Origin of the sequence: Streptococcus sp. HF-2466, from assembly GCF_015594645.1 — a bacterium.
Classification (GTDB): domain Bacteria; phylum Bacillota; class Bacilli; order Lactobacillales; family Streptococcaceae; genus Streptococcus; species Streptococcus anginosus.
The window spans coordinates 14,308-41,079 of record NZ_JADNQU010000013.1 but is presented as its reverse complement, the minus strand read 5'-3'; the positions used below and the strand labels follow the sequence as shown (position 1 = coordinate 41,079).

Below are 26,772 nucleotides of genomic sequence, written 5' to 3'. Positions count from 1 at the left end.
TTGAGTTCTCACTCATTTCTGTCACTGACAGATTTATTGTTTCTTCTTAATGTTTGACGGACTGTCTTCTTAAACAGTCGCCTGCACATTGGTTCGTCTTGTTCAGTTTTCAAAGGTCTTTGTCGCCACTCAAGCGACAACTATCTTAGTATATCATCTCCTTCTCTTCTTGTCAATACCTTTTTTCATCTTTTTTTATTTTCTTAAACTTTTTCTTTCAATTTGATAGTTCTAAAATGAAGTTGGCCACTTCGAGTGTATGAAAAAATATCTCAAAGAGATATACTTGTAGTTCACCACAAACACAAGAAGATTCTTTAAGATGCCTACTCATTATACCCAAAAAGGCAAGCACTTAACAATAGCTAAGCGCCGTTTCATTGAAAAATGGAAGGACGAGGGAAAATCAAATCGTCAAATCGCTCTCTTGCTTGGAAAAGCACCTCAAACTATTCATAATGACATCAAGCGTGAGCTGGTTCGCCAACAAGTACTCAAGGGAAAGTTTGAACTGCTCTATTCTGCAGATACTGCTCAAAGTCGTTACGAATCAGCTAGAGAGAAGTTGTCCGAAAGTGTCGACTTGATAAGGCTACCAAGGAGAAAATCTTGCACTATATCAAGCAGAAATACTCTCCCGAAATGATGATCAATGCAAAGAAAGTCAATGTCCCCATATCTACCATCTACTACTGGATTCATCATGGACAGCTAGGACTGACCTACAAGGACTTGATTTACCCCAGAAAGCCAAAAACTGAAAAGAAGAGAGCTAGTCCACGGTTTAAACCTGCTGGGAAGTCGATTGAGGAACGACCTGAATTCATCAACCAACGTCTTGAAAATGGGCATTATGAGATGGATACCGTCATTCTGACCAAGCAGAAAAATCAGTGCCTTCTCACCCTCACTGACCGCAGAAGTCGGCACCAGATTATCCGACTAATCCCTGACAAAACCGCTCAGTTGGTCAACCAAGCTGTTACTGCACTTATGGAAACGGATACCATCAAATCCATCACGGCTGATAATGGAACGGAGTTTAATAGACTAGCTGAGGTATTTCCACAGGACAACATCTATTACGCGCATCCTTACTCCTCATGGGAAAGAGAAACAAACGAGAATCATAACAGACTTATCAGACGATGGCTTCCTAAGGGAGTTAAGAAAACGACCCACAAACTGGTCGCTTTCATCGAAAATTGGATTAATAACTATCCTAAGAAAGTTTTAAACTACAAGTCATCTCAGATTTTTTTGTTGACTCGCTAACTTCTACTTGAAATTGAGCTTTTTATGACCTTTTAAAAGGGAAAGTCCTGACTTGTCTTAATCGCTATAGTCTTTTAAGTAGGATCTTAATTCTCGAATCATGGCTTGGCGGCCTTTGAACCGTTCGTCAGCTAGTAAGCGCTCGTACTGCTCCTGTTTCTCTGGGCTCAGTTGAGCTTGATAGCTCTTTAGCTGGTCTCGGAGAATCACCAATTCATCCAGATATAGTTCTTTTAGGCTGAGCTTGTGACCAATCTCGCTCACTTCTTCATAAGCTTGACGATCAAGTTTGCGTTTTTGACTTTCCTGTTTACGGAGGATGTCCAGGATATGATTCCGGAACTTGGTCTTATAGTAAACATGGAGCTGACTTTCTTCTTCTACCAGCTGCGGATACTGGCTTACCAACTGATAGAGCACCAACATGCCCTCTTGGTCCCAATCACTTAACTCCCACAGGTGGACATAATATTCCCTCCGACACTTCAGTACAATTCCTCTCACCTTGGCATATAACTCCTTGAACTCCATTTCCTTCTCCTTCCTTTTACTTACCTTTTAAGGATAACAAACTTGAAGCTTTTAGGAGGGCTGGGTAGCTGTTCTACTCTTTTCGCTTTCTATTTCGCACTTCTTAATACACCTATCTATCTCTTCAGGTACTTTTACATTCTTTTCAGCGGATAAAGTTAAAACCCTCTGATTCTAAATCAAAGAGTTTTATCGTTTTAATTTATTCTGGTTTTTGTTCTTCCATTTGAGATTTCACTTCATCATAGCTCAAAGCATGCGAAGAACTTACACTTGGTTCATCAGGCATTTCGCCAGTTTCATACAATGATTTAATTTGATGACTATCAAGTGTTTCGTATTTAAGAAGAGCTTCTGCAATCAATTTATGCTTTTCACGATTGGATTGGATAATTTCTGCTGCTTTGTTACGCGCTTCATTAAGCAAATTACGTACTTCCTCATCAATTTCATATGCAGTTTGCTCTGAAATTGATTTTTGTGGGCTCGCAGCGCCAAACATCGCATGGTTTCCTTCATATTGAACTGGACCGAGTTTTTCACTCATACCATACTCTGTTACCATCGCACGTGCCATTTGTGTGGCTTGTTCAAAGTCATTGGAAGCGCCTGTAGTTTGGACGTTGAAAATAATTTCTTCAGCAACACGTCCCCCCATAAGTCCTGCCAATTGCTCTTTCATATCTTCTTTAGATAAAAGAGTCTGATCTTCTTTCGGGAGAGCAATCATATATCCACCTGCACGACCACGAGGTACAATGGTTACCTTGTGAACGACACGTGCATTTGATAAAACAAGACCAACAATCGTATGTCCTGCTTCATGATAAGCGACAATTTGCCGATCACGTTGTGAAACTGTCTTATCTTTTTTAGACGGTCCTGCAATAACACGATCTTCTGCTTCATCTATATCGGAAGCATCAATAACTTTTTTATTTCGACGCGCTGCGACAAGAGCCGCTTCATTTAAGACATTTTCCAAATCAGCACCAACAAAACCAGGCGTTTGTTGAGCAACTAGTTTTAAGTCAACATCTTCAGCAAGAGGTTTATTTCTAGCATGAACACGAAGGATTGCTTCGCGACCTTTTACATCTGGCTGACCAACAAGAACTTTACGGTCAAAACGACCAGGACGCAAAAGAGCGGGATCTAAAACATCACTTCGGTTAGTAGCAGCAATGACGATAACCCCTTCATTGCCTTCAAAACCATCCATCTCAATCAGAAGTTGATTAAGGGTTTGCTCGCGCTCATCATTTCCTCCACCGAGACCAACACCACGTTGACGACCAACAGCATCAATTTCATCAATAAAGATAATCGCTGGAGCTGCCTTTTTTGCATCTTCAAAAAGAGAGCGAACACGGCTAGCACCGACACCGACAAACATTTCAACGAAATCTGAACCTGAAATACTAAAGAATGGAACTCCTGCTTCACCAGCGACGGCTTTTGCAAGAAGAGTTTTACCAGTTCCTGGAGGGCCTTCAAGAAGAACACCAGCTGGTATGCGAGCCCCTAGTTTTGTATAACGTTTAGGATCTTTTAGAAATTCAACAACTTCAACTAGTTCTTGTTTTTCTTCTTCCGCACCTGCTACATCAGAAAAGCGTACTTTTATATCTTCTTTGTTTGTCGCACGCGCTTTATTACGTCCAAAACTCATAGCTCCACGCGCTCCACCGCCTCCACCTTGATTCATCATAGAGAACAGGAAGAAAGCAAAGATGGCAAATGGCACCAGAGTTGTCAGCACCTGAATCCAAACACCACTTGAACTTTCGCGTTTAATGGTGATTTCAGTTCCCTTATCTGAAGCTAATTTTTGTAATTCAGCTACCGTTAAATCTGAAGGTAGAATAACACTAGTAAAGCGGCTTACAGAGGTAGAAGAAGGAGTAAAAAACTGAATACCACTATTATCCTTTACCTTCTTTTCTTTCTTATAAGTACCTGCAACTTCAATAACACTACCATTTGGCTGATAGCTAATATCCTTTACATTTCCATTTCTAATTTCTTTAACTAACTCAGTATAGTTAATTTGCTGACTGCGACCTACAGAACTTCCAGCTGAAAAATACTGAAAACCTGTAATAACAACAACAATAATTAAAATATATAAGAAAGGATTTTTTATAAAACCATTATTTTGTTTATTTTTCATCTATCTATCAATATACCTTTTTATTTTGTATAAACTTCTTCTTTTAAAACCCCTACATATGGAAGATTCCGATAATTTTCATCAAAATCTAGACCATAACCAACTACAAATTCATTTGGAATTGTAAAACATGTGTAATCTGCTTCAATATCAACTTTTCGTCCTTCGGGCTTGTCCAAAAGTGTAGCAATTTTAACAGACGCAGCTTTTTTCTCCCTAAATAACTCACACAGGCTTTTCAATGTTTTTCCCGTATCAATAATATCTTCGACAAAAAGAATATGACGTCCAGCAATATCTTGATCAATATCTTTAATAATATTGATAACACCACTGCTAGATGTCCCACCATGATAACTTGACACTAACATAAAATCCATTTCAATATGGGTATCAACATGCTTTATCAACTCTGCCATAAAAGGAATGGAACCTTTTAGAATTCCTACAAAAATAGGATTTTTCCCTGCATAATCACTAGTTAATTGAGTTCCTAAATTTTTTGCTGCTGCCACGATCTCATCATGTGAAACCAAAACTTTCTTAATATCTTGTTCTAGCATCTTCTTTACCTATCTAAATTTTGAATATAAAGTTTGTTATACATTATATCATTTTTTTGACTCTTACTCAAATCACATGTTACGATTCCAGCAATTGCTAAGATTTCCCCATTTTGCTCAATAATAATAGCATTTTTTCTTTGATCTATAGGGATTTTTTGATCAATAAAGTAATGACGAAGCTTTTTATGGTGTTGGTTCAAGATAATTTCATCTTGTTCTTTTCTATGTCGAAGTAAAATTTCTGTTTCACGTGAAACAAATACTTCTTGGATGTTTTTTTCATGAAGCTCTTTTCCAAAGGAAAAGCGATAATGACCATATTCCACAATATCGTTATATTTTAACAAAATTGAATCCACTTTTAAATCAGACTGTGGACTGATTTTACGAATCTCAAAGGAATCATAATTTTTATATAACTCATAACCCGCTTTAAGTGGTTGCTGATAATTAGATTGCTTGTTCAAGATTGCTAAAATATCAGAAAACTGTGCTTTACTGAGCTGCAAATCAGGAAATTTCTTTAAATAAGCCTGTAGCAAAAAACTTTGCACAGAGTAAGGTTGAGATTGAAATTCCTGCAGATTCGTCGCTACAATATTTTTAGTTAAATGTGCTAATGCGTCCTGCATTTGAGAAATTTCTGTTCCCAATTCTATTAAATGCTTCCTAAACTGTGGATTTTCTTGTTCTAACAACGGAAAATACTCATTTCGAATTCGATTGCGCAAATAATGGTTCTCTTGGTTTGTCCAATCTTCAAAATGAAAAATAGGAGGGAAATCTGATTTTTGAAAAGAAAGCAACGGTCTTATCAATTCTCCATTTGCAAATTTTTGTTTTTCTTTCATTCCTGAAATATGAACTAAACGACTGCCACGAAGAATTCTCATAAAAATCGTTTCTGCTTGGTCATCAGCATGGTGTGCTGTTACTAATGCTGTGCATTGTTCCTCTTTCATAATTTTTTTGAAAAAAGCATAGCGAAAATCACGCGCTTTTTGTTCTGAGAATGGTCCAGAAAAACTTGATGTAAAAATGCTTACACCAAGTTTCTTTGCTATTTTTTTTAGTTTTTCTTCTTCAAAGTCAGATTCTTCTCTCACTCCATGATTAACATGAGCAAGGTAAATTTCTATTTCTAGTTTTTCGCGATATTTATAAAGCCAATCAAGCAAAGTCATAGAATCTAATCCACCAGAAATAGCAAGTAAAACTTTTCTATGATGTCTGAAATAGCCTTTTTTTTGCACCATTTGAAAAAATTGTTGTTCTATCATTTCAAAACCTCATAAATATCATCTGCAATTTTAGAAATGGTGTCATAATCAGAATGATTTGTAAAAATAGACAGAACAAAAGGAGAATTAGCATAAACAATTGCAACATCATGCTTAAAATCATAAGCATCCCCAATTTTATGAGCCACTTTTACATTTATATTTTTAGAAATACGCTGCTCATCAAAATTTGTTTGTGATAGTGCATTGATAATGTCCCCATTTTGTTCATAGATAGCTTCCATCACATTTCCTGCCATCCTTGCTGAAGCATCGCGTTTTTCCACATCCCATTTTTTCCCAGCGATTTGCTCAATTGTTGCTTGATAAGCGTTGTCTGATTGATTAGTAATATAATATCCTAAAATATTTGTAGCTGCATTATCCGATTCTTTTGCGATATGGTTCATCAATTCCTGAATGCTGTAGGATTTATTATCTGATTTTTTAGAAATGCTTCCACTACCTTCTGTATCATAAGCACCTGAATAGTCATTTACAGCAGGAATATATTTTAAACCAGAAGATGGCTTGTATTTTCCTTCATTTAATTGCTTCTGCGCATAATAAAGAATGGGAAGTTTTGCCACACTAGCAGAATACATTTCCAAATCTGGGTTGATACCAGCAGTTTTCCCAGAATCTAGTTGTTTTACATAGATAGAATAGTCTGCTTTATTGTACTTGCTTGTTAAAATCTCTTGAACTTTATCCATACGATTATCTGTATCAGACAAGTATTTCACATCAATCCAACCTTTGCCCTCAACATAAGCATATTTTCCTGATGTCGTCTCAGCAAGTTGAGTAATTTTCACTGGGTGATAAGGTAATAAATTCGTCTTCACTTCCTTTGTTCCATTTACAAAAGCTTGATTGTAAACTACAAACGACGGTTTGAGCCACATTGTTTGTGAAACATCTTCACTAGATTGGACAATATCATCATAAATCATTCGTTTATCGGCAGGAATGAATTGTCCATTTGCGAGTTTAAAAACTGGGAGTCCTTGTTCATTGACTTGTAAGTCAGAAAGTTTAATTGGTGTATTCGGAGTTAAACTCCCAGCAACTTTTTCTAAATTTAAGGACGTATAAGTTGGAATTTGCTCATAAACATTTGGATTGGTTGGAAGATCCGTGTAGTAGTTACTGTAGGTCGTACTAGTAATTTCATATTGTTGCTTTGCGGTCAATTTTACATCTTGTTCTGTACTTACTACTGTCTTTGCAGTAAAAAATGCTGGCAACAATAATAGAAATAGCAACTTACGCATGCTCTCCCCTTTCCTTTTTAGTCTCTTCTAATTTTAAAGCCTGATTCTTTCTGGATAATTCTTCTAATTTTTCATCAGAAAACTCCAAAAATTGTTCAATCGTTTTTAATAAATTTTCCATTCTTACTGTGGCAACAATCCTGGGATTGTATAGATATATTCCCCTTGTTTAGAATAATAATATTTAGCGCGTGCATATTTAGCAGCATATTCTTCATCTTTTAATTTATTAGCAAAAGCTTTTTGAGATTCTTTTTCGTTGCTTATTTCTTCGTACCTCTTTTGTAAATGCGTCAATTGTGTTCGACGTTCTAATAAATTTCGATAGCTTTGAACCAAATTAAATGTCGGTAAAATGAACAATAAGATGACTAAAATCAATACCCACCCCATAAAGCGATTCTTTTTTCTTCTTTCTTGCTCTAAATAACGGCGATGTTGGTTTTCATCTTGTATATAGCGATTATTTAATTGAACAATATTTCTAGCCATCTACTTCTACCCTTGTTTCTTTTATAATTTCATACATTTTAGTGGCATCTTCTTTTTTAGTACTGTCTTTCATTTCTAGAACACGAACTAATAAAATTTTATTTCCAAAACGAATCTCTATTTCGTCATTGATTTTTAAATCTGTTGAACTTTTAGCTAAAATTCCATTTACTTTAATTCTTCCCTTATCGGCCACCTCTTTAGCGATAGGACGACGTTTTATAATACGGGATACTTTTAAATATTTATCTAACCTCATAAAGTTACCTCAATTTATTATTTTACCATTTTTTAAGAAAATATTATAGACGAAAATGAAACTTTACAAAATTGTAAAGTTAGCAATCTTTCTTTTGATTTTTAATTTCTACTAACTTTTCTGAAAACTGCAGAAGTCCTTCTAAAATTTCATAATCTTTTTTATTTTTTACATCAAATATAACTTCAATCAATCCCTTATTTTCTGAAATTCTTGCTTTTAAATTTGTTACAGAAAGAGCTTCAAAGTAATCTTGAGTTAAGAAAAACTGTTGAGAAACTTTTTCAAATCGGACAATCACAGATTGTTGCTTTTTTTCAACAAGCTGAACAAAAGCTTGATCTAAATAAGACTTTACAAGGCCAATTTCTAATAAAAAGGCAACAACATCTGGATATTCTCCAAAACGATCTATCAATTCATTCTGTAATTCTTCATAATTTACACGACTGTCAATTTCGCGAATACGTTTGTAAATTTCAATTTTCTGCCTTTCATCAGCAATATAATCGCTAGGAAGATAGGCATCAATCTGCAAATTAATTTCAGCATTTCCTTTTTGCCTTCTTTTTTCTGTACCTTGTTTTTTAGCAATAGCCTCTTCTAATAATTGAGAATACATCTCAAATCCAACAGAATCAATAAAGCCAGATTGTGGACTTCCTAAAATATTTCCAGCACCGCGAATAGATAAATCTCGCATAGCAATTTTAAAACCAGAGCCTAATTCTGTAAATCCTTTTATAGTTTCCAAACGTTTTTCAGAAATTTCTGTCAAAGCCTTGTCAGGACGATACATGAGATAGGCATAAGCAATACGATTACTACGACCAACACGCCCTCGTAATTGATATAAAGTTGACAATCCCATATGATCTGCATTTTCAATAAAAAGAGTATTAACATTAGGAATATCAACACCAGTTTCAATAATAGTCGTTGTGACCAAAAGATCATATTCTCCATTGATAAAATCAAGTAAAGTATTTTCAAGAAGAATTTCACTCATTTGACCATGTACATATCCAATAGAAGCTTCTGGAATCAATTCTTTCAATTCTGAAACTTTTTGCTCCATTGTGTCAACTTTATTGTAAAGATAGTAAACCTGCCCTCCTCTATCCATTTCTCTTAAAACTGCATCTCGAATAACTGTTGTATTATTTTCTAAGACATAAGTTTGAACAGGATAGCGATTTGTTGGAGGAGTTTCAATAACTGATAAATCACGTATACCTAACATGGACATATGGAGTGTACGAGGAATAGGGGTCGCCGTCAAGGTTAAAACATCAACTTTCGTTTTCAACTCTTTTAATTTTTCTTTATGTTTAACTCCAAAGCGTTGTTCCTCATCAATAACAATGAGTCCTAAATCAGCAAATACAATATCTTTTGACAGGAGACGATGCGTTCCAATAATAATATCCACCTGCCCTTTTTTTAATTTTTCTAAAATTGTTTTTTGTTCTGATTTACTTTTAAAACGACTTAATACTTCAATGTTGATAGGAAAATCGTTAAAACGTTCCTTAAAGTTCGTATAGTGCTGTTGAGCTAAAACCGTAGTGGGAACTAAAATTGCTACTTGCTTATGATTATTTACTGCTTTAAAAGCAGCTCTCATAGCTACTTCCGTCTTCCCAAAACCAACATCTCCAACTAAAAGACGATCCATAGGATGATCACTTTCCATGTCTTTTTTTACTTCTTTTATAGAGCGCAACTGATCTTCTGTTTCTACATAAGGAAAATCATTATCAAATTCTTGCTGATAAGAATCATCACTAGAAAACGCAAATCCCTTTAATTGACTTCTCTCTGCGTAAAGTTTGATTAAATCCTCAGCAATATCTTCGACTTGATGTTGTACTCTCTGTTTAGTTTTTTGAAAACGTCCATCATTTAATTTATTGATTTTAGGCGCTTTACCATCACTCGCAACATATTTAGAAAGAAGCTGAATCTGATCAACAGGAATAGAAATACGATCTGCATTTTGATATTGAATAGTGAGATAATCACGATGAATTCCTGAAATTTCAATCGTTTCAATTCCTAAATATCGCCCAATTCCATGAACGTTATGAACAACATAATCTCCTTTTTCCAGCTCATTATAATTTTTCAAACGTTCAGCATTAGAAATATTCTGTCTACGAACTTTTCGTTTTACTTTTTTTTGCAGAATTTCATACTCTGTAATCAAAACAATTTTTTCATCTACAAAATTAAACCCTTGAACTAAATGCCCTTCTACTAATTGAACAGCATGTTCATGAATTTTAGTATCATTGACATAATCAAGTGAAATTTCATACTCTTGTAAAGTTTTATGTAAACTTTGTAAAGATAATAAAGAATTTGATTGTAAAATAACTGTATAGTTAGATTTTTTATAGCGACTGATTTCTTCTTTCAAAAGCAGGAATTGACTAAAAAATTCCTGCATAGGATACTGATTAAATTGATAAAGAGAATCAAATTTTAAATTTCCCAGTCCTTTATGAAAATTGGAAAAGAAGGTAGCTGGTTTATACTTTCTAAATATTGAATAAACATCTGCAAAATAAGATTGATTTGCAATAGCTTTACTAGTTTGTAAATCTTCTGTCAATAAATTTGCTGCTTCTAATTGAAACTGAGCATGTCTATTCATAATTTTTTGAAAATCATCAAAGAAAATTGGGCTATGTTTTGGAAGATAATCAAGAATTGTCCATTCATTTTGATAAAAATAAGATAATAATTTTCTAATATCAGCATGTTGAGTTTGTTCTTTTGTACTAGCTAAAATCTCCTCTAAATAAGATTTTGAGGTTGAATCTACTGTTTTTTCTATAAGATTTTCTATTTTTTTCTGTGCATTTTTATAATCTGCTTTAGCAAATATGATATCTGTAGCAGGACGAATATGCACATGTTCTACATTTTGAATAGAAATTTGATTTTCAGGATTAAATAGACGAATACCATCAACTTCATCACCAAAAAATTCAACCCGAAAAGGCATTTGACTAGAGCGCTCAAAAATATCTAAAATATCACCACGAAGACTAAACTCCCCTTGTTTCAATACTTGTGACACTTGCTTATAACCTGAATTTAACAATTGAGAAATCAAATCTTTCAACTCATATTCTTGCCCTATTTTTAAATCAATATAAGCTGAATTGAAATTAACAGGATTGGGTAAAAATAGTTGACTAGCTGCCACATTAACTATCAAAAATCCTGATTGTTGAGAATCTAATAAAAAATCTAGAGCTTCCAAACGAGAAAAAATCTTTTCTTGAGAAGAAAAGACAAACTCAGCTAACGGAGTATCATCTGCAAGAAATGTATAGACCCTCTCTTCTCCCACCAAGCCAATCAGATCACTAGAAAGTCTTTCTGCTTCACTATAAGTAGACGTTAAAATCAAAATTTTGTGATTTTCCTCTACACAAGAGGCCATTGTAATAGCCTTAGTTGAAGATGACAAACCCATTAATAACTGCCGAGTTGATTTATTTAGATTTCTTTGCCAATCAACTATTTGTTTATTTTGATTAAATAACTCAATAATATCCATCTTTTTATCCATTGTATTGTTGCATTGTTTGTTCAAAATTATTAGACTGTAAATAATAATTTACAGCACTGTCAACTTTGTCAAGTGTATTTAAAATTATAGCATAGTCTCCTTTTGAAAATTTTCCTAACACATGGTGAATAATGGTTATATTATTTTCGGGACGACCAATACCAATTTTAATTCGTTTAAATTCTTGGGTTCCTATATGTTTGATAATTGATTTGATGCCATTGTGACCACCAGCAGAGCCTTTTGCTCTAAGTCGTATTTTTCCTACTTCCATATCTAAGTCATCATAGATAACCACTAAATCTTCAATATCTAGACCATAATAAGATAAAAGAGCATAAACAGCTTTTCCACTCTCATTCATAAAGGTTGTTGGTTTTACAAAATACACTTTCTCACTATTTAAAAATGTAGAAGCTATCTCTGCTTGAAAAATTTTATCAGTTGTAAACTTTAAATTTTGTTCTTTACACATTTTGTCGATTAGCATAAATCCGACATTATGTCTTGTTTCAAAATATTTTTCTCCAGGATTTCCTAATCCTACAATCATCTTTACCATTTTTTACCTCTAAAAAGACCAAAAGGGCTGGAAAAGTTTTTCCAACCTTGTTTATATTTAATTTACAATGCTTTACACATTAAATCTAAATTCCATAATATCGCCATCTTGAACGATATATTCTTTTCCTTCTTCACGCAGTCGTCCTGCTTCTTTGACTGCTTTTTCACTTCCATATTTCACTAAATCATCATAAGACATGGTTACAGCACGGATGAAGCCTTTTTCAAAGTCTGAGTGAATAATTCCAGCTGCTTGTGGTGCTTTCATGCCACGTCTAAATGTCCAAGCTCGAACTTCCTTTTCTCCTGCTGTAAAATAAGTTCCAAGTCCTAATAAATGATAAGCTGCTCTGGTTAATTTGTCAACCCCAGATTCATTCAAGCCCATTGCTTCAAGAAATTCAACTTTATCTTCATCATCTAGCTCAGAAATTTCTTCTTCAGCACGCGCAGATATAACAACTACCTCTGCATTTTCAGTTGCTGCAAACTCGCGAATTTGTTGAACATACTCAATATTATCCGGATCTGCTACCTCGTCTTCACCAACATTCGCAACATAAAGCACTGGTTTTGTAGTCAATAAAAATAATTTTTTGACAATTTTTTGTTCTTCTTCATCAAATTCAATGGTACGTGCTGATAAACCATTTTCTAAAACTGGTTTAATTTTTTGCAAAACATGAAACTCAGCTACTGAATCTTTATCTTTTTGGGTTCGAGCAACTTTTTCCACACGTGCATAGCGTTTGTTGATACTTTCCAAATCTGCTAAAATCAACTCAAGATTAATTGTTTCAATATCAGCCATTGGATCAACAAAATTTGACTCACGTCCTTGTTCCCGCATAACATTTTCATCATCAAAAGCCCGAACCACATGAACGATAGCATCTACTTCACGAATATTAGCTAAAAATTTATTTCCTAGACCCTCTCCTTTTGAAGCACCTTTTACAATCCCTGCAATATCTGTAAACTCAAAAGTCGTTGGAACTTTTTTCTGTGGTTTGATAAATTCTGTTAATTTATCCAAACGAGCATCGGGAACTTCTACCCGTCCAACATTAGGGTCAATTGTTGCAAAGGGATAGTTAGCTGCCTCTGCTCCTGCTTTTGTAATTGCATTAAATAAAGTGGATTTTCCAACATTAGGCAATCCCACAATTCCTGCTGTTAAAGCCATTTCGCGCTTCCTTTCATCTTTTCAATTCAATAAATCATTATACCATATTTACAGCTATTTGACTTACAACTTAATCATTTTAATAAAATATTGCATTTACCTCATAAAAATATTATAATTTTATTAAGCTATAGGAGGTAAATACCATGAAAAAAAGTTATTTTAAACAATTGTTACTTGGCTTTGTTACAATTGTTTCACTAATTATCCTTGGAGCATGTGGAGCCCAAGAAAAAACAATGTCATTCCAAAGAATTGATCAAAATTTACAATATGACTTACGATTAACTTATTATTATAAACGAGATACTGTCACAAAACAAACTACTAATTCATTTTTGTCTTATAAAACCTTAGGAGCTACTAAAAAAGAAGATGTTAAAGACAGAATTGATAAAGCTTCTCAAATGTATCAAAATATTAAGGGAATTAAAGAAAAAGTCACTTATGAAGAAAAGGGAGTTAAGGAAACTGTAGAAATTAACTTTAATAAAGTAGACTTTGATAAATTAGTAACCTTGCCTGGAATGTATACAGATAAGAATACAAGAAAATCTAAAAAAATTAGTATGAAAGCTAGTAAAGAACTCTTAACAAGTAAAGGTTTTAAAGAAATTACGGACGGTAAATTTGAAAAATTAAAATAAGATCATGAAAAAGTGCTAAGAAATCAATTTCCTAGCACTTTTTTTAGTTTTCGTTCAAAATCATATCGGCTCATCATCACGATATGTTGGCAATTTGTACAGCGAATTTTAATATCCGCACCCACTCGAATAATTTCCCAACGATTTGCTTTTTTGCCTGTAGATTTAATCGTACAAGCATGTGGTTTTTTCATTTCAACAAAATTTCCTACATCATACATTAGTTTGTTCTCACTGGCGTAATCAATTGAATAAAGTTTTCTGTGTCATCGCTTGGTATCAAAGTAAATGGACGAACAGCTGAAATAAAGCTGATTGTAACTTTTTCACTATTAATAGCTTTCAATGAATCAATTAAATAAGTTGGATTAAAACTGATGGTTAAATCTTGACCTGAAATATTTTCAGTATCAATTTCTTCATTCACACGTCCAACTTCAGGAGAGTTCACATGTGCACTAACTACACCATTTATAATTTCTAATTTAACTGTTCCATTTTGAGTCGCATTTGAAAGAAGACGTGCACGTTCCATCGCATAACGAAGATTATTTTTATCAAATGTTACGATACTAGTAAATTCTGTTGGAATTAAACGGTCGGTATCAGGATAATTTCCCTCTAACAGCCGAGTGTAGAAGCTAATATTTTCACTTCTAAAGAGCAATTGATTATTTGTGAAGTAAATCTCTACTGTTTCAATATTATCCGTAAAAACGGCTGAAAATTCGCGTAGAGAACGACTAGGAATAACAACATCAAAATTATCCCCATTTTTTTCTAAGACAATCTTCTTTTGGCTCATCCGATGAGAGTCTGTTGCAACCGTCTTTAAATTTTTATTTTCTGTTAAAACAAAATGAACCCCCGTTAAAATCGGACGACTTTCTTGTGTACTAGCTGCAAAAGCTGTCTCGTTAATAATATTTTTAAGAACACTTGTTTCAAGCATCAAAGGATTACTTGCTGAAATTTCTTGAATACGAGGGTATTGATCTGCATCTTTTCCTTTTAAGGTAATTTCTGATTTATCACTAGTTAAAACAATTTGCTTTTGCTCAATTTCTTTAAAATCAAGTGTAACATCAGGAAGACTTGATACAACATTGATGAAAAAAGTTGCTTCAAGCAAAATGGAGCCTGAAGAGGTCACTAAAAGCCCTGCATTTTCGTTTTTAATTGAAATAAAATTTTCAATAGAGATTTGTCCATTTGAACCAATTAATGTAATTCCTTCATTTGTAACATCAATTTTTACTGTAGAAAGAATGGGAATAGCATTTTTAAGACTAATAGCTCGTTTTGTTGTATTTAAAGCTTGTAAAAATAAATTTTTATTGATTGAAAAGTTAATCATAGACACTCCTTTTATTATTTTATGATTATTAAGTTAATAGTAATAGTAGTTTGTGTGAAACTTGTGGAAAAGTTTCCTAATCAGCGATAGAACACAAAAACAGACCTGTTTATAAATTGTGAATAACTTTAACATTTTTTCTGCAATTATCCACAATTATCTGATTTTATTTTTTATGTTTTCTATTTCTAATCGAAGATTATCATCCGTTTCGAGCATTGTTTTAATTTTCCCATGAGCATGTATGACCGTTGTATGATCTTTACCGCCAAATTCTCTTCCAATTTTTGGAAGACTATTATCGGTTAATTCACGGGCTAAATACATAGCTACTTGTCTAGCAAGGACAATATTTTGAACCCGACGACTTCCTTTCATTTCTTTAACGCTAACTCCATAGAAATTTCCAACTTCTGTTTGGATTTTATCAATTGGAATAACTAAAATTTGACTTGCATCTTGTTTTCGAGCTCGAATAGCTTCAGCAGCAGCGTCAATTGTAATTTCTTTCAGATTTTTTACTCTAGCCATAAGAGAAATATCATTTAGAGCACCTTCTAAATCTCGCACATTTGAATCAAATTGACCTGCTAGATATTCTAAGGTATCATTTGGAAAAATGTAATCTAAACCTTCTATCTTATTGCGTAAAATAGCGATTCTTGTTTCAAAATCAGGTGGAGTAATGTTTTGAGTTAATCCCCATTTGAAGCGCGTGACTAAACGTTCTTCAAGATTATCCAGATGATCAGGACTTCGGTCGCTTGTTAAAACAATTTGTTTATTATCTCCGTGCAAAGCATTAAAGGTATTGAAAAATTCTTCTTGAGTAGAAACTTTTTTTCCTCCTAAAGATTGAATGTCATCAATCAATAAGAGATCAAGGCTGCGATAAGTTCTCTTAAAACTTTCCATTTCTCCTAATCGAAGATGTTCTAAAAAGTCGTTGATAAAAGTCTCAGCAGGAATGTATTTCACTCTAGCATCAGGAATATTTTCTAAAATTTGATTTCCAATTGCATTTAGTAAATGGGTTTTTCCTAATCCTGGTCCACCATAGATAAACAATGGATTATAAGTTGTTGCTAAATTTTCAGAAACAGCGAGTGCCGCCGATAGAGCCCAAACATTTCCATCACCTTGAACAAAATTATCAAATGTATATTTTGCTTTTAACCCAGTTTCAACAGGAGGAAGACTTGGTTTACCTACTGAATGATTTGTATTTGTTGATTGAGTAACTTCATCATTTTCCTCTTGAAAGATATAGTGTACGGTAATTTGGTCGTTATAAATTTCAAAACCTGCAGTAATGATGACATCTGCTAAATTTTGATCCCAAAATAATTGTTTGACAGGACTGTCAAGAAGTACAGTAGCTTGAAAATTTTCAACTTTCATTAACCGAGCTCCTGAAACAAAATAATCATATGTATTTTTTTTGATTTGTTTTTGAGCCAATTCTAAAACACGCGCCCAAAAATTAGCTTCTTGTGACATAAAAAACCTCCTTCCTTGCTAATAAATTCTTCGTTATATTTAATTATCCATAGAAGTTATTTTAACATAAAACGCAAAAGTTTTCCACAATCTGTGGAAATGAATTCACATTGTTCTTTAAAATTTTCCACAGATTGTGAATAAAGGAGTTTTTCTGTGATTTATTAAGGTTTTCTTATAAAATAAGAGTGGATAACTCTGTGACTTGAAAGAATAAAAATAACAGCCTTATTTAAAGCTGTCAATAATTCTTTGATATTCTTCTAGGTTTGAAAAATGAATACAAATTTTCCCTGATTGAGATTGTTCAGAAAATTGAAGAGAAATCTCTGTACCAAATATCTTTTTTAATCTTTTTTCTTCCTCTTTGAGGAAGAGATGATGTTTATTTTTTGTTACAGTTTTTGTCTGTTGGGAATGCAATTGTTTTTCTAGCTGTCGAACTGAAAGGCTTTGAGATAAGATTTTATCAAACCACTGATTTTGCTCTTTTTCTGAGAGATTAATGAGCAGACGAGCGTGTCCCTGAGAAATATTTCCTTCTTTTATCGCTTCGATAATATTGAGAGGTAAATTTAATAACCGGACGGAATTTGTAATATAAGGACGTGATTTTCCCATAGTTAGAGCGATTTCTTTATGTGTCAACCCTTTGTCAATCAAATATTGGTAAGATTGTGCTTCTTCTATAGGATTTAAATCTTCTCGTTGTAAATTTTCAATGATGGCTTGCTTCATCATTTCATCATCTGTTACTTCTTTTATAATAGCTGGTATATTTGTTAAGCCTGCTAATTTAGCAGCTCTAAAACGCCTTTCACCAGCTAGCAATTCATAACCAATTATCGGAGATTTTCGTACAATGATGGGCTGAATAATCCCATGTTCTTTTATAGAACTAGCAAGTTCAGCAATTTTTTCTTCTGAAAATTCTTTTCTTGGTTGATAAGGATTTGTTTGGATGTCATTAAGTGTGATATATTGATATTTTTCCATGTTTATATAGAATAACACACCTTTACAATTCTGTAAAGACGTGTTAATAAAGTGTCAATTATTTGAATCTAAATCTTTTGTAGATTTTGTAAGCTTAATGGTAGTAGTAGTTTCTTTTCCATCACGATAGAAAGTGATTTTTATGTTGTCACCAATTGAATGTTTGTATAAAGCGGATTGTAAATCACTTGTTGAAGAAATTTCTTTATCATCTACTTTTGTAATCACATCATATTTTTGAAGTTTTCCTTCAGCTGGCATTCCAGATTGAGCTGAACGTACAACAACTCCACTAGTTATTTTTGATGGAAGTTTTAAGCGTGATAGATCTGAACTAGACAGATTAGTGATGTCAATCATTTGGATTCCTAGAGCTGGTCGTGTAACAGTTCCATTTGCTTCTAACTGGTTAATAATGTTTATAACATCATTAGATGGAATAGCAAATCCTAATCCTTCAACCGAAGTTCCGCCGTTGCTAGCTATTTTACTTGAAGTAATACCAATTACTTGTCCTTGGATATTCACAAGTGGTCCACCAGAGTTCCCTGGGTTAATAGCTGTGTCTGTTTGAATAGCTTGTGTTGAAATCGTTTGTCCGTCTTCAGATTTTAAAGAAACATTACGATTTAAACTAGAAATAATTCCTTGCGTCACAGTGTTAGCGTAATTTGATCCGAGCGGACTTCCAATCGCAATAGCTGTCTCACCAACCGTCAATTTACTAGAATCTCCAAATTCAGCAACTGATTTTACTTTATCAGCACTAATTCGAACAACGGAGATATCAGAATAAGTATCTGACCCTACAATTTCTCCAGGAACTTTATTACCATCTGCTAAACGAATGTCAACTTTTTTAGCACCACTGATAACGTGAGTATTGGTTACTAAGTAAGCGTATTTTCCATCTTTTTTATAAATAACCCCAGATCCTTCGCTAGCTACTTGTTGAGAATTATCATTGTTATTATTTGAATCATCATTTCCAAACACGCTGTTTTGTGAATTATTATTAGCATAGGTAATAACGGATACCACAGCATCTTTCACTTTACTCACAGCTTGTGTTGTGGAATTTGTATTTTTATAAGCAGTAGTAACTTGATTAACTTTAGTCGTTGTAGAGCTATTTGTTGATAATTTAGATGAAGTTAAGTTTCCAAGTAAACCACCGATAAAACCTATAGCTAAGACCATGAAAAGCAATAACAATTTTTTTGTGAAATTTGAAGAGTTTTTCATATCTTCCTCCTAGTTATTTCAATTACTGAAAGTATAAAGAATTTAACTTAATTATAGCTTAAATGTTTTATCTTTTCCACAAATTGTGGATAACTTTTAAAATCTGTGATTTTCTAAGTCATTTATAAGGTAATTTAATTTTTTATACTGTGAATAAGGTGTGAAATAATTGTGGATATGGTAGAATAGAAATATGAAAATAAAACTTGTAACTGTTGGAAAATTAAAAGAAAAATATCTAAAAGATGGAATTGCAGAGTATGTAAAACGTTTAGGGCGCTTTACTAAATTTGAGATGATTGAACTTCCAGATGAAAAAACACCTGATAAGGCAAGTCACTTAGAAAATCAACAAATTCTTGACAAAGAAGGAAATCATATCTTATCGAAAATTAATGATAAAGAATTTGTGATTGTTTTAGCTATTGAAGGTCAACAATTTCCGTCAGAAGAATTCAGTAAGAGATTAAGCGATGTGACTGTTCGTGGATTTTCGGATATTACTTTTGTGATTGGTGGGAGTATTGGTCTGTCTACTGCTGTCAAAAAAAGAGCTAATTTGCTGATGAGTTTTGGAAAATTAACACTTCCTCATCAGTTAATGCGATTAGTTTTAGTAGAACAAATTTATCGATCGTTTATGATTCAACAAGGAAGTCCCTATCATAAGTAATCTTGACGTCATAGGCTTTTTTTGTTAAAATGATAGAGCATTGGTCTCATAGCTCAGCTGGATAGAGCATTCGCCTTCTAAGCGAACGGTCGCAGGTTCGAATCCTGCTGGGATCATATAAGAAAAGGGCACGGGAAAGCGTGCCTTTTTCTATAACTGGATAAAGAAGTCTTTTGAGATGTAAAAATGTATCGTTTAGAGTTTTTTTCAATTTATTTATGAAGATTTTGTATAATTACCTTGTAAGATTTCTTACAAAAAATAAACATTAAGGAGAAATTATGAAAAAGTTGTTTGCTAAAAAAGAGGTAGTAAAAAAGGAAGTTGTAGAATTTAAAGAACTGAATGATGAGCAGTTAGATAAAATCGTTGGTGGGGATAGGAGGGATCCTAGAGGAATGATTGGAATTGGGAAAAAATTATTTGGTTAGGAGATTTTATCATTATGAATCTGGATAAAATATTTATAATCATTTCTTTTATTATCGGAATTTTATCTTTTTCAATTGTTCATAAAAAAATTAGTAAAGTGAAAATTATAGATTTTCGCTTTACTTTATTGTGCTTGTGTTTATTTTTATTTTCATCTTTTATAAATTCGATTAATTCCTTATTAGCCTATTTATGTTTATTATTAGAGCCTATTATAATTTACTTCTATTTTTATCGCTTTAAGAAATATGAGAAGTGTATATCAGTTTTTGCAACCTTTTTAATTTATTCATCTGTAACTACCTCTGAAACCTTCTTTTCAGTCATTATTTCTTCTGTTACAGGTGATAAGTTTGTTGATAGATACTGGGGATTGTTCTATATTTTTATCAATATTATTTCTTTAGTTTTTATTTTAAAAGCAATTGATTATTTTAAGTTTAATTTTAAATATTTTAAAAAGGCGGATTTCAAAGAAAATATTGTGCAATTAAATTTTTATCTATTTTTTATTCACTTTTTATTAAATGTGTCACATTGGCTTAGTAACATGAATAATTTAAATAGTTTTTCCAGTATGATTGCTACAATTTGCTTTTTAATGTTTATGTCAACTTTATTCTACTTACAATCTATTCGTGAAAAACATGAAAAAGAAGAGCAAATTAAACAAAAAGAAAGAGAACAACTACAATTACAAAAATATACAGATGAAATTGTAAGTCTTTATAATGAAATTCGCGGCTTTCGTCATGATTACGGTGGGATGCTGGCAAGTTTCCAATCTGCCATTCATACAGGTGATATAAAAGAAGTAGAACGAATTTATCAGGAAGTACTAGTAAATGCTAATTTACAGCTTCGCTCAGATAAATATACTTATTTTGATTTAAATAACGTTGGAGATTCAGCACTTAGAAGTGTTATGACGCAAACCTTGTTTAAGGCACGTGATTATAATATAGAATTAACATTTGAAGTAAAGGATTTTGTCAAGCCCTTACCGATTAAATTATTAGATTTGGTTAGAATGACAAGCGTTCTTTTAAATAATGCCATAGAAGGAGCAGCAGAAAGCTATCAAAAAACAATGAATGTTTCCTTAGTAGATTTAGATATAGAAACTATCTTGGTCATTCAAAATTCACGGAAGAAAAGACAATTAGACTTAGAAGAGATTTACCAAACTGATTTTTCAACAAAGGGTGAAGGACGCGGCTTAGGTTTAAGCAATATCAAAGAAATTATTAACAACTATGAAGGAATTATTCTTGATACCAAAATTGAGGATGAATATTTTACACAAGTAATGAGAGTAAGGAAGGAAGGTTTATAATGAAAGTATTAGTATTAGAAGATGAAATTACACATCAAGTAAGAATGGAAACAACTTTGGCAGAGATTGCGAAAGAAATGGGAATTACAATAAAAGTTAAAGTAACTGGAAAAGTAAGAGAATTTAAAGAATATATTGAAAACGATGAAGTAAATCAATTATATTTTTTAGATATTGATATCAAAGGAGAGGAAACAAAAGGTTTAGAAATAGCAAAATTTATACGTCATCACAATCCGTATGCCATTATTGTTTTTGTTACAACGAAATCAGAATTTGCCACTATGACCTTCAAATATAAGGTATCTGCACTGGATTTTGTTGATAAAAATTTGAGTGATGTTGCTTTTAAAAACATATAAAAGACAGCATTGAGTATACAAAAGCGACATTGATTGAAAATAAAGATATGGTGGATTATTTTGAATATAGCTTTCGTGGCGGAGAGGTTAGAATGCCTTTTAATGACATTTTATATATTGAAACGACAGGCTCTTCTCATAAATTAAGAATTGTCGGTAAAAACTTTTTTAAAGAATTCTATGGCACTATTGCAGATATTCAAGAAAAAGATAAAGAAACAAGACGTTTCTTTTCACCTCATAAATCCTACCTAGTCAATATTGGAAACATCAAAGGTTATGATAAAAAAATGCGAGAAATAATTTTTTATGAAGATCATCGTTGTCCGATTACTCGAATGAAAATTGGAAAATTAAAAGCTATTTTAGAGGAATTAAAAGGATAAATAGAATAGATAATGAAATAGCAAATATAGTTAAATTTTTAAATAAAAACTATTGACAAAGTTCTCCAAACTGGTATAATAGTATATGTTCTGTGAAAGAACATATATGGTCCGTTGGTCAAGGGGTTAAGACACCGCCTTTTCACGGCGGTAACACGGGTTCGAATCCCGTACGGACTATATCATCCGGCATAGCTCAGTTGGTAGTAGCGCATGACTGTTAATCATGATGTCGTAGGTTCGAGTCCTACTGCCGGAGCTACTAAGCATTCTTTAGGAATGCTTTTTTTACATTGTAAAAATATAATAAAAACCAAACTGTTTTCTTGTGCAGTTTGGTTTTTCAATTATAACGATTTTTTCTTACGTATCTTATTGTAAATTATAAATAACGCGATTCCAGATAAAAATGCTGTACTACCTTCTTTAAGACCATTTGGGATAAATGTCAGTTTTATTTTTCCTGCGCCTTTTTTGACATCAATTTTCATAAAGCCATTTTGTGCTCTTGAAATTTTAATTGATTTTCCGTTTTGTGTGGCAGTCCAACCTTTATCATAAGGAATTGTGAAGAATAAAGAACTATCTCGTTGAGCTTGATAATGTGCTGTTATTGTGTTATGTTTTGTTGTTACAGATACTTTTTGTCGTTGAATCTTGTTTATTGCTTGTTGAAAATGACTGGTGTCAAGCTTATAAAATTCAGGACTATCAAATGAAACTTTTGAATTATCTGGGAAAGATATTTTAACGGTTATGATTTGTTTTTGCTTAAAATAACCAAGATTAAAAAATGGAAAGACATTGTTGGTACCATAATGCATTTTTTGATTGTTATTTACAGTTATGTCAACTGATTTTTGGTTATCATTTGAGAAAGTTAAGTTTGGCAGAGTTAAATAAACTTGACTATTTGCTGGAACTTCTAAAATGTAAGTGATGCTGGCAAAAGAGTCATAACTTTCTTTATCTACTTCTGCAGCTATTCTATTTCCAACTTGCTTAACATTATGATTACTTGTAGGAGGTAATCTGTGATAGTATTTTAAATTTAATCCAGAAAGCTGATTGAGAAAACGAGTTTGATTATCTAATGTTAAGTGATTAAATTTTACATCTTTGTAAATTGAATTTGTTAAAAATACTAGTGAGTTAGCATTCTTATTTTCATAAAGTGCTAAATTATCTTTTGTTTTAATGGAAGTAAAACCATATTTTTGAGGATTGTTTGTTGAAATATTATATTTTACACCCAATAAGCTATCCATAAGGATACTATTGTTTTGATAACGTAAGTTTAAATTAGTTCCAGATGATTTAAAACCTAATTTATCAAGAATAGAACTAGCTGCAATATTGCGAACAGAAGAAAATTGAGAGATACCATTATAATTGTATTTCATACTGTCATTTCCGGTTTGAATAGCTAATTTTTCAGTTCTAAAGAAATTGGAATTTTTCTTTTTACTGTAGTTGACGAGTAAATCAATAGCTGTTAAATCTTGTTCATAAGCATTTCTACTTGCAAAGACCCATTCTTTTGCAATTCCTTCCATTTGATAAAAACTATTTAAACTTAGTTCAAAGCAAACAAATAATAAAGTAGAAACAGTAAATATTTTAACAGAAATATATTTTTTTGCATAAGCCCAAGAAATTAAAAGATAAGCGACTAAAAATTCTAATGTTAAGATGAAATTAACAGAACCTAAAAATTTATAATGCTTCTTAAAAATAAAAGTAGCAATAAAACCAAGTCCTAAGATAGAAAAACTGGCTAGAATGTTTGTGAATTTAATTTCTTTTAGACGCTCCAAGCTTTCAGCCGCTAAGAAAATAATGACAGTAGAAAAAGTCCAAGAGTAACGATGTAGGAACATATTTGGCGCGTGCATACCTTGCCAGAGCAGATCCAAAGGCTGTAAGTAAAAACTAGCTACTAAGAATATAATTAAAATAACATAGGAAAGTTTCACGTGAAACTTAATAGACTTTAAAGTGAAGAAGAGAATCGCTAGTAATAATGGAACAAGCCCAACATAAATCATCGGAATAGAGCCATATTTAGTTGTGTCAAAAGATCCAACAAAGTTTTTGGCAAAAATATCTAAATACCAGCTTTTTTCAGTCAGTAAGGTTGTCACTTTTGTTAATTTTTCACCATGAGTTTTTAAATCTAGAAAGGTTGGCAGAATCATGATGAGGCTAGTTATACCAGCTAAAATTGACACAACTGTAAAGTCTATGAAAGATTTAATCCTAATTTTAAAGTCCCATGAAGTTTGAACAAAGAACCACAATACAAGAAAGACTGCCATCATATACCCAAAATAATAATTTTGAATAAAAAGAATTGACAAAGCTGTAAAGTAAAGAACACGTCTTTTTTGAGTAATCAACTGATGTAAACCAAGTAAAATAAGTGGAATAATAATGAAGACATCTAGCCAAGTTTTTATTTCAAGTTGACTAACTGCAAAACTCATTAGAGCGTAGGAAGTTGACAGTATTAATATAAGATAAGGAGAAATTTTTTTAAAGATACCTTTAATACTGATGAAACAAGTTAATCCCATCAAACCAAACTTTATCAAAGTAAATAAGTATACTTCATCTGGCATATTTTTTAGATTGAAAAAATAAACTAAAGGTGATAAAAAACTCCCTAGATAATAGCTAGATAAGGCATAAAAGTTCAAACCGAGTCCACTTGTAAACGTATAAAAGATGTTATCTGTACCATGCAAAATATTCCTTAAAGTGACATCAAAAATAACATATTGATGAAATCCGTCTCCTAATAGCGGAGAAGTGTCACTTTTCCAATAGATTCCATTTATAAGGTAAGTTATAAACAGAATAAAAAATGGAATAAAAAAGGCTATCAAATAATAATTTTTGAAGAGTTTTTTGATTTTTTTCATAAGCTATCGTAAAATACTAAAATTTAAGGAACTGAATCTTTCATCAGCTCCTATTTTTTGAAAAGTTTAATCTTTCCAAAGACTATTGACTTTTTCTTGTACTTCTTGATTTTCTAAAAATTCATCATAGGTTTCGTCAATACGATCAATGACACCATTTTTAGAAAGAACAATAATATGATTAGCAAGTGTCTGGATAAATTCATGATCGTGGCTAGCAAAAATAATAGATTCTTTAAAGTTTTTTAGACCGTCATTTAGGCTAGAAATAGATTCTAAGTCTAAGTGGTTGGTTGGATCATCTAGTACTAAAACGTTTGATTTGAGAAGCATAAGTTTTGACAGCATGACACGAACCTTTTCACCACCTGACAAGACGTTGACAGACTTGTTAACCTCATCACCAGAGAAAAGCATACGACCTAGAAATCCTCGAAGGAAGGTGTTGTCATCTTCTTCTTTACTTGCAAATTGACGGAGCCAGTCAAGAATAGATTCACTGTTGGAAAAATCTTTGCTATTGTCTTTTGGTAAATAAGATTGACTAGTTGTAATACCCCACTTGACAGTTCCTTCATAGTCAATATCTTCCATAATAGCTCGAATCAAAGCGGTTGTTTGAATGTCATTTTGTCCAATCAAGGCTGTCTTGTCACCCGGACGCAAGATAAAGCTGATGTTGTCAAGGATGACTTCACCGTCAATCTTGACAGAAAGGTTTTCGACTGTCAAGAGGTCATTTCCGATTTCGCGTTCGGCTTTGAAGTTAATAAATGGATATTTACGGCTTGATGGGACAATTTCTTCCAGTTCAATTTTGTCAAGCATTTTTTTACGAGAAGTTGCTTGCTTAGATTTTGAAGCATTAGCAGAGAAGCGAGCAACAAATTCTTGCAGTTGCTTGATTTTTTCTTCTGCTTTAGCATTACGGTCTGCTAAGAGTTTAGCAGCTAATTCACTAGATTCTTTCCAAAAATCATAGTTACCAATATAGAGTTTGATTTTGCCAAAGTCTAAATCAGCCATGTGTGTACACACTTTGTTGAGGAAGTGACGGTCGTGGGATACAACGATAACGGTATTTTCAAAATCAATCAAAAAATCTTCTAACCAAGAGATGGATTGAATGTCAAGACCGTTGGTCGGTTCGTCTAGCAGCAGAACATCTGGTTGACCAAATAGAGCTTTAGCAAGGAGAACTTTTACTTTATCTCCATTGGATAATTCACTCATATTTTGATAGTGAAGATTTTCTGGGATATTCAAGTTCTGGAGGAGTTGAGAGGCTTCACTTTCAGCCTCCCAGCCACCTAATTCAGCAAATTCACCTTCTAACTCAGCTGCTCGGACACCGTCTTCATCAGAAAAATCAGGTTTCATGTAAATGGCATCTTTTTCTTTCATAATGTTATAAAGATGCTCATTTCCCATGATAACTACATCAATCACTCGTTCTTCTTCATAATCAAAGTGATTTTGCCGAAGGACTGAGAGACGTTCGTCTGGTCCGAGTGAGATATTTCCAGTCGTTGGTTCGATATCTCCAGATAGGATTTTTAAAAATGTTGATTTTCCTGCACCATTAGCACCAATTAAACCATAAGTATTTCCTTTTGTAAATTTGATATTCACATCATCAAATAATTTTCGATCACTAAAGCGTAGTGATACATCTGATACTGTAAGCAATATTTTTCTCCTAATTCTGTAATTAGTTTCATTTTA

General features: G+C 32.8%; 22 protein-coding genes, 3 tRNA genes and 2 pseudogenes. 9 read left to right on the top strand and 18 right to left on the bottom strand.

Annotation, left to right across the window (positions count from 1 at the left end):
• The first annotated feature begins 322 nt into the window (after positions 1-322).
• Positions 323-1,303 (top strand): annotated as a pseudogene (locus IYQ91_RS08970) (IS30 family transposase).
• A 29-nt stretch (positions 1,304-1,332) separates the two neighbouring features.
• Here IYQ91_RS08970 and IYQ91_RS08965 read toward each other — a convergent pair.
• The 11 genes from IYQ91_RS08965 to ychF all read right to left on the bottom strand — a co-directional run bounded on the left by IYQ91_RS08965 (position 1,333) and on the right by ychF (position 13,189).
• On the bottom strand, positions 1,333-1,806 hold the full coding sequence (locus tag IYQ91_RS08965; protein WP_195673622.1) for a sigma-70 family RNA polymerase sigma factor: 474 nt from the start codon (positions 1,804-1,806) through the stop codon (positions 1,333-1,335).
• A 202-nt stretch (positions 1,807-2,008) separates the two neighbouring features.
• Positions 2,009-3,979, bottom strand: a complete 1,971-nt coding sequence (ftsH, locus tag IYQ91_RS08960; protein ID WP_049512744.1) for an ATP-dependent zinc metalloprotease FtsH — start codon at positions 3,977-3,979, stop codon at positions 2,009-2,011.
• Positions 3,980-3,999: 20 nt separating this feature from the next.
• Positions 4,000-4,542, bottom strand: a complete 543-nt coding sequence (gene hpt, locus IYQ91_RS08955; RefSeq protein ID WP_004225026.1) for a hypoxanthine phosphoribosyltransferase — start codon at positions 4,540-4,542, stop codon at positions 4,000-4,002.
• A 5-nt stretch (positions 4,543-4,547) separates the two neighbouring features.
• Positions 4,548-5,825, bottom strand: a complete 1,278-nt coding sequence (gene tilS / locus IYQ91_RS08950; protein ID WP_195673621.1) for a tRNA lysidine(34) synthetase TilS — start codon at positions 5,823-5,825, stop codon at positions 4,548-4,550.
• Positions 5,822-7,102 (bottom strand): serine hydrolase, encoded by a 1,281-nt coding sequence (locus IYQ91_RS08945; RefSeq protein ID WP_126466339.1) that lies wholly within the window; start codon positions 7,100-7,102, stop codon positions 5,822-5,824. Before IYQ91_RS08945 ends, tilS begins: the two co-directional genes overlap by 4 nt.
• Positions 7,095-7,223 (bottom strand): SP_0009 family protein, encoded by a 129-nt coding sequence (locus tag IYQ91_RS10090; protein WP_003026834.1) that lies wholly within the window; start codon positions 7,221-7,223, stop codon positions 7,095-7,097. Before IYQ91_RS10090 ends, IYQ91_RS08945 begins: the two co-directional genes overlap by 8 nt.
• Before the next feature lie 2 nt (positions 7,224-7,225).
• On the bottom strand, positions 7,226-7,594 hold the full coding sequence (locus IYQ91_RS08940) for a septum formation initiator family protein (RefSeq protein ID WP_003026832.1): 369 nt from the start codon (positions 7,592-7,594) through the stop codon (positions 7,226-7,228).
• Positions 7,587-7,853: an RNA-binding S4 domain-containing protein gene (locus tag IYQ91_RS08935; protein WP_003040545.1), complete on the bottom strand. Its 267-nt coding sequence runs from the start codon at positions 7,851-7,853 to the stop codon at positions 7,587-7,589. Before IYQ91_RS08935 ends, IYQ91_RS08940 begins: the two co-directional genes overlap by 8 nt.
• A gap of 79 nt (positions 7,854-7,932) precedes the next feature.
• Complete coding sequence (gene mfd / locus IYQ91_RS08930; RefSeq protein ID WP_195673620.1) at positions 7,933-11,439, bottom strand: transcription-repair coupling factor; 3,507 nt, start codon at positions 11,437-11,439, stop codon at positions 7,933-7,935.
• Positions 11,432-12,001 (bottom strand): aminoacyl-tRNA hydrolase, encoded by a 570-nt coding sequence (gene pth, locus IYQ91_RS08925; protein ID WP_126466337.1) that lies wholly within the window; start codon positions 11,999-12,001, stop codon positions 11,432-11,434. Before pth ends, mfd begins: the two co-directional genes overlap by 8 nt.
• A 72-nt stretch (positions 12,002-12,073) precedes the next feature.
• Positions 12,074-13,189, bottom strand: coding sequence for a redox-regulated ATPase YchF (ychF, locus tag IYQ91_RS08920; protein WP_195673619.1), 1,116 nt, complete (start codon positions 13,187-13,189; stop codon positions 12,074-12,076).
• A gap of 146 nt (positions 13,190-13,335) precedes the next feature.
• Here ychF and IYQ91_RS08915 point away from each other — a divergent pair, with 146 nt between their 5' ends.
• Complete coding sequence (locus IYQ91_RS08915) at positions 13,336-13,836, top strand: YehR family lipoprotein (RefSeq protein ID WP_195673618.1); 501 nt, start codon at positions 13,336-13,338, stop codon at positions 13,834-13,836.
• A gap of 23 nt (positions 13,837-13,859) precedes the next feature.
• Here IYQ91_RS08915 and IYQ91_RS08910 read toward each other — a convergent pair whose 3' ends face one another.
• The 5 genes from IYQ91_RS08910 to IYQ91_RS08890 form a co-directional block, all read right to left on the bottom strand.
• The gene (locus IYQ91_RS08910) at positions 13,860-14,057 is read right to left on the bottom strand and encodes a DUF951 domain-containing protein (protein ID WP_022526716.1); all 198 of its coding nucleotides are present in this window, start codon (positions 14,055-14,057) and stop codon (positions 13,860-13,862) included.
• Positions 14,057-15,193 (bottom strand): DNA polymerase III subunit beta, encoded by a 1,137-nt coding sequence (gene dnaN, locus IYQ91_RS08905; protein WP_195673617.1) that lies wholly within the window; start codon positions 15,191-15,193, stop codon positions 14,057-14,059. The genes IYQ91_RS08910 and dnaN overlap by 1 nt, the downstream gene beginning before the upstream one ends.
• A 156-nt stretch (positions 15,194-15,349) precedes the next feature.
• Positions 15,350-16,693 carry a chromosomal replication initiator protein DnaA gene (gene dnaA / locus IYQ91_RS08900; RefSeq protein WP_003026818.1) on the bottom strand — a complete coding sequence of 448 codons (1,344 nt, stop codon included), beginning with the start codon at positions 16,691-16,693 and terminating at the stop codon, positions 15,350-15,352.
• 228 nt (positions 16,694-16,921) lie between these two features.
• Positions 16,922-17,689, bottom strand: coding sequence for a ParB/RepB/Spo0J family partition protein (locus tag IYQ91_RS08895; protein WP_003032028.1), 768 nt, complete (start codon positions 17,687-17,689; stop codon positions 16,922-16,924).
• A 54-nt stretch (positions 17,690-17,743) separates the two neighbouring features.
• Positions 17,744-18,934, bottom strand: coding sequence for a S1C family serine protease (locus IYQ91_RS08890; RefSeq protein WP_003032033.1), 1,191 nt, complete (start codon positions 18,932-18,934; stop codon positions 17,744-17,746).
• Between the two features lie 193 nt (positions 18,935-19,127).
• On the opposite strand from IYQ91_RS08890, the gene rlmH reads away from it, so the two are divergent.
• From rlmH to IYQ91_RS08855, 7 genes and pseudogenes are all read left to right on the top strand, one after another.
• The gene (rlmH, locus tag IYQ91_RS08885; RefSeq protein WP_004225060.1) at positions 19,128-19,607 is read left to right on the top strand and encodes a 23S rRNA (pseudouridine(1915)-N(3))-methyltransferase RlmH; all 480 of its coding nucleotides are present in this window, start codon (positions 19,128-19,130) and stop codon (positions 19,605-19,607) included.
• A 42-nt stretch (positions 19,608-19,649) separates the two neighbouring features.
• Positions 19,650-19,723: transfer RNA gene (locus IYQ91_RS08880), tRNA-Arg, on the top strand.
• 165 nt (positions 19,724-19,888) lie between these two features.
• Entirely contained in the window at positions 19,889-20,038 is a 150-nt protein-coding gene (locus IYQ91_RS08875; RefSeq protein ID WP_003038250.1) for a bacteriocin, read from the top strand.
• A 14-nt stretch (positions 20,039-20,052) separates the two neighbouring features.
• Positions 20,053-21,375: a sensor histidine kinase gene (locus IYQ91_RS08870; RefSeq protein WP_022526720.1), complete on the top strand. Its 1,323-nt coding sequence runs from the start codon at positions 20,053-20,055 to the stop codon at positions 21,373-21,375.
• A pseudogene (gene comE / locus IYQ91_RS08865) lies at positions 21,375-22,123 on the top strand (competence system response regulator transcription factor ComE). Before IYQ91_RS08870 ends, comE begins: the two are co-directional and overlap by 1 nt.
• A gap of 108 nt (positions 22,124-22,231) precedes the next feature.
• A tRNA-Glu gene (locus IYQ91_RS08860) sits at positions 22,232-22,303 on the top strand.
• Positions 22,304-22,308: 5 nt separating this feature from the next.
• Positions 22,309-22,382, top strand: a tRNA-Asn gene (locus IYQ91_RS08855).
• A gap of 88 nt (positions 22,383-22,470) precedes the next feature.
• Here IYQ91_RS08855 and IYQ91_RS08850 read toward each other — a convergent pair.
• Positions 22,471-25,047: a YfhO family protein gene (locus IYQ91_RS08850; RefSeq protein ID WP_195673616.1), complete on the bottom strand. Its 2,577-nt coding sequence runs from the start codon at positions 25,045-25,047 to the stop codon at positions 22,471-22,473.
• A gap of 66 nt (positions 25,048-25,113) precedes the next feature.
• Entirely contained in the window at positions 25,114-26,736 is a 1,623-nt protein-coding gene (locus tag IYQ91_RS08845; protein WP_195673615.1) for an ATP-binding cassette domain-containing protein, read from the bottom strand.
• Positions 26,737-26,772 lie beyond the last annotated feature (36 nt).